Source organism: Polynucleobacter sp. 39-46-10, assembly GCF_002282275.1.
Genome location: NZ_NCJB01000229.1, coordinates 1 through 3,983 on the forward strand (window position 1 = coordinate 1; position 3,983 = coordinate 3,983).

Below are 3,983 nucleotides of genomic sequence, written 5' to 3' on the forward strand. Positions count from 1 at the left end.
TTGCGCGATCAAACAATTCAATTTAAGCCATTGCGTGCCGCTCCAGATGACAAAGAAGTAGTGGTCAGGACTGTGGTGATTGGTCGTGGTGACCCCATACCACTCGACTATCGCCTAGAAAAAACAGCCAATGGATGGAAGGTTTATGACATGAATATCATGGGTGTTTGGTTGGTAGAGGCTTATCGCAATCAATTCGCTAATCAGATTAGCCAGAATGGTGTGGAAGGTTTGGTGAAGTTCTTGCAGGATCGCAATAAGCAGCTTGCTGCTGCAAAGCCAGCAAACTAAAAAGCTCACAAGATCAATCAAAGATAAATATCAGATGCCATTTTTATTGCCCACCTCAGTGACGCAGAATAATGTTTTGCAGTTAGAAAAGGATGGCCTGTTAAATCTTGCGACATTAAGAAATATAGATTGCATCAATCTCAAGGATTTTGACTCTACTGTGCTAACAGTGTTGTTGGCATGGCAGAAAAAATTGCAAGCCGGGGGTCAGCAGATTTCTATACAAAATGCACCGAAAAAGTTAACCGTGTTGGCTGGCGTATATGGCGTTGCTGAGTTGCTAGGTTTGTCATAGCATGCATGCAGCAATATCGATAAAGAACGTATCAAAAAATTATGGCGCCCTACAAGCGCTCGATGATGTTTCCTTATCAATAGATCAAGGTGAGTTTTTTGGCTTGCTTGGTCCCAATGGTGCTGGTAAGACAACGCTCATTTCCATTCTTGCTGGGTTAGTCACTGCTGATCGTGGCCATGCTGAAATCATGGGTGCGGATGTTCAGAGTCAGTTTCGTGATGCTCGCCGGATGCTAGGGGTTGTACCGCAAGAGTTAGTATTCGACCCCTTCTTTACTGTTAGAGAGACGCTGCAATTTCAGTCTGGCTATTTTGGCATTCGTCATAACGATGCCTGGATTGACGAGATCATGGCGAACTTGGATCTCACCAATAAGGCTGACAGCAATATGCGCTCTCTATCTGGTGGTATGAAGCGTCGAGTATTGGTTGCGCAGGCTTTGGTACACCGGCCGCCAGTGATTATTTTGGATGAACCAACAGCTGGTGTTGACGTAGAGCTACGCCAATCTCTCTGGCAATTTATTAGTCGCTTAAATCAAGATGGCCACACGATTGTCTTAACAACCCATTACCTTGAAGAGGCTGAGGCACTTTGCCAGCGCATTGCTATGCTCAAGCAAGGAAAGATTGTTGCTTTGGACACCACTGCAAATTTATTGAGTCAGTATGGCTCTGTGAAGAAAGATGGCGAGGGTAAGACGGATCTTGAAGATGTGTTTGTCAACATCATGTCGGGAGGCGCTCGATGAAATCTATTGTCAATAAGCTGCCAATCTCCTATGGCAGTGGTTTCCCAACATTGCTCCGTAAAGAAATTAAGCGTTTTTATAAAGTAGCGTTTCAGACGGTTGCGGCACCAGTGCTTACCGCTGTTCTGTATTTGATGATTTTCGGACATGTGCTGGAAGGCAAAGAGGTGTATGGTCGCTTGAACTACACCGCCTTCTTAATCCCGGGCTTAGTCATGATGAGCGTGTTGCAGAATGCATTTGCGAATACTTCTTCATCACTCATTCAATCAAAGGTAACTGGCAATCTAGTTTTTGTATTGCTAGCTCCATTTAGTCACTTAGAGTTTTATGCCGCTTATGTCTTGGCTGCAGTGTTTCGCGGAATTGTTGTTGGCTCAGGCGTACTAATAATTACGGCATGGTTTGCAATACCATCCTTTGAATACCCGCTATGGATCATGGCATTTGCTCTTTTGGGCGCTGCAATTTTGGGAAGCATGGGTTTAATTGCCGGTATCTGGGCTGATAAATACGATCAACTGGCCGCTTTCCAGAATTTCATCATCATGCCGGCAACCATGTTGTCAGGTGTGTTTTATTCCATTCATTCTTTGCCGGCAGCATGGCAAGTGGTATCGCACTTCAATCCATTCTTCTACATGATTGATGGTTTCCGTTACGGCTTCTTTGGAGTGTCAGATATATCCCCATGGAATAGTTTGGCGATTGTGACCAGCTTCTTTGTCGTAGTGTCAGCTATTGCTTTGCGTTTACTGCAAAAAGGCTACAAGCTCAGAAATTAGTTATTGATGCTTCCTTAAATTCGAATTAAAAAATTATTCAGAAATTAGAAATCAGGAGATTGTGATGTTGCCGACCCCAGAACAAATTGAAGGCTATATTCAGCAGGGCCTCGCATGTACTCATGTGAAAGTTGAGGGTGATGGACAGCATTTTTTTGCGACGATTGTGAGTCCAGAGTTTGAAGGCAAGCGTCTAATTCAGCGCCATCAGTTGGTATATGGCGCTATGGGTGACCGTATGAAAGCTGAAGTTCACGCTTTATCAATCAAAGCATTTACTCCTCAAGAGTTCGCACAAAACACTCCAACTTAAAATACGACATTAGCCTTTTACTGGAATAGATTCATGGATAAATTACGAATGGTTGGAGGCACCCCCCTAAAGGGTGAGGTGGTGATTGCGGGCGCCAAGAACGCAGCACTACCCATTTTGTGCGCTTGTTTGCTCACCGATCAACCTATCACTTTGCGTAATGTTCCCGATTTGCAAGATGTGCGGACGATGCTCAAACTCCTCCAGGAGATTGGCGTAACAGTTACTTTCCCAGATTTGAATAATCGTAATTGCGTTGTACTAAAGGCATCCATTATTAAAAGCTCTGAAGCAACCTACGAGATGGTGAAAACCATGCGTGCCTCGATTTTGGTTCTGGGTCCATTGCTTGCCAGAATGCATAGTGCCAAGGTTTCTTTACCGGGTGGTTGCGCTATTGGTGCACGTCCAGTGGATCAGCACATCAAGGGCTTAAAAGCCATGGGTGCCACCATCAAGATTAAGAGTGGATACATTCAGGCGGAAACGAAATCTGCTACTGGTCGTCTGCAAGGTGCTTCTATCTTGACTGACATGATTACCGTAACCGGTACCGAGAATTTATTGATGGCTGCTACTTTGGCGTCAGGCACAACTATTTTGGAGAATGCTGCACGAGAGCCTGAAGTAGGCGACTTGGCTGAGTTGCTCGTCAAAATGGGTGCCAAGATTACCGGTATTGGTAGCGACCGCTTAGTAATCGAGGGCGTGGAGAAGCTCCATGGTGCAGAACATGCTGTGATTGCAGATCGTATTGAGGCGGGTACATTCTTATGCGCAGTTGCGGCTGCTGGCGGTGAGGTGTTGGTCAAGCACTGTCGTCCGGATACATTGGATGCGGTGATTGTGAAACTCAAAGAGGCTGGCTTAGAAATGGAAGTGGGCCCTGATTGGATCAAAGCCTCCATGAAAAGTCGCCCCAAGGCCGTTAGCTTCCGCACTTCTGAGTACCCGGCTTTCCCGACAGATATGCAGGCTCAACTCATGGCGGTCAATGCGATTGCTGAGGGCAACGCCACGATTACTGAAACTATCTTTGAAAACCGCTTTATGCACGTTCAAGAGATGAACCGACTAGGGGCTGATATTGCAATTGAGGGTAATACTGCAATTGCGCAGGGTGTTGAGAAGTTATCTGGCGCTATCGTAATGGCTACGGATTTACGTGCTTCAGCCAGCTTGGTAATTGCAGGCTTGGCCGCCCAAGGCGAAACACAGGTAGACCGGATTTATCACCTAGATCGTGGATATGACCGTATGGAGCAAAAGTTGACCCTCTTGGGGGCCAACATTCAGCGAATCAAGTAAGCCTGATAGATAATTAGTCCATGAAGTTAACTTTAGCCCTCTCGAAGGGGCGTATCTTCGAAGAAACCGCTGAGATCTTATCTAAGATCGGTATTCGTCCGCTTGAGGATCCAGAAAAGTCGCGCAAACTCATTATTGAGACCTCCAATCCTGATGTGCGCCTGATTATTGTGCGTGCTACAGATGTGCCGACCTATGTTCAGTTTGGTGGAGCTGATTTTGGAGTTGCTGGCCTTG

The 3,983-nt window shown here is 45.9% G+C and carries 5 protein-coding genes and 2 pseudogenes; all 7 read left to right on the forward strand.

Features of this window, described 5'->3' with window-relative positions; all coding sequences use genetic code 11:
* Nucleotides 1-291, forward strand: a 291-nt coding sequence (locus tag B7X71_RS13255) for an ABC transporter substrate-binding protein (protein WP_293600987.1), incomplete at its 5' end; no start/stop codon positions are given.
* A 34-nt stretch (nucleotides 292-325) separates the two neighbouring features.
* Complete coding sequence (locus tag B7X71_RS13260) at nucleotides 326-586, forward strand: STAS domain-containing protein (protein ID WP_215302367.1); 261 nt, start codon at nucleotides 326-328, stop codon at nucleotides 584-586.
* 1 nt (nucleotide 587) lies between these two features.
* Nucleotides 588-1,259, forward strand: a pseudogene (locus B7X71_RS13265) (ABC transporter ATP-binding protein); the annotation flags it as partial.
* Between the two features lie 77 nt (nucleotides 1,260-1,336).
* Nucleotides 1,337-2,125: an ABC transporter permease gene (locus tag B7X71_RS13270; RefSeq protein WP_293599111.1), complete on the forward strand. Its 789-nt coding sequence runs from the start codon at nucleotides 1,337-1,339 to the stop codon at nucleotides 2,123-2,125.
* Between the two features lie 64 nt (nucleotides 2,126-2,189).
* Nucleotides 2,190-2,438, forward strand: coding sequence for a BolA family protein (locus B7X71_RS13275; RefSeq protein ID WP_215302370.1), 249 nt, complete (start codon nucleotides 2,190-2,192; stop codon nucleotides 2,436-2,438).
* A 33-nt stretch (nucleotides 2,439-2,471) separates the two neighbouring features.
* Complete coding sequence (gene murA / locus B7X71_RS13280) at nucleotides 2,472-3,746, forward strand: UDP-N-acetylglucosamine 1-carboxyvinyltransferase (RefSeq protein WP_293599112.1); 1,275 nt, start codon at nucleotides 2,472-2,474, stop codon at nucleotides 3,744-3,746.
* Between the two features lie 20 nt (nucleotides 3,747-3,766).
* A pseudogene (hisG, locus tag B7X71_RS13285) lies at nucleotides 3,767-3,983 on the forward strand (ATP phosphoribosyltransferase); the annotation flags it as partial.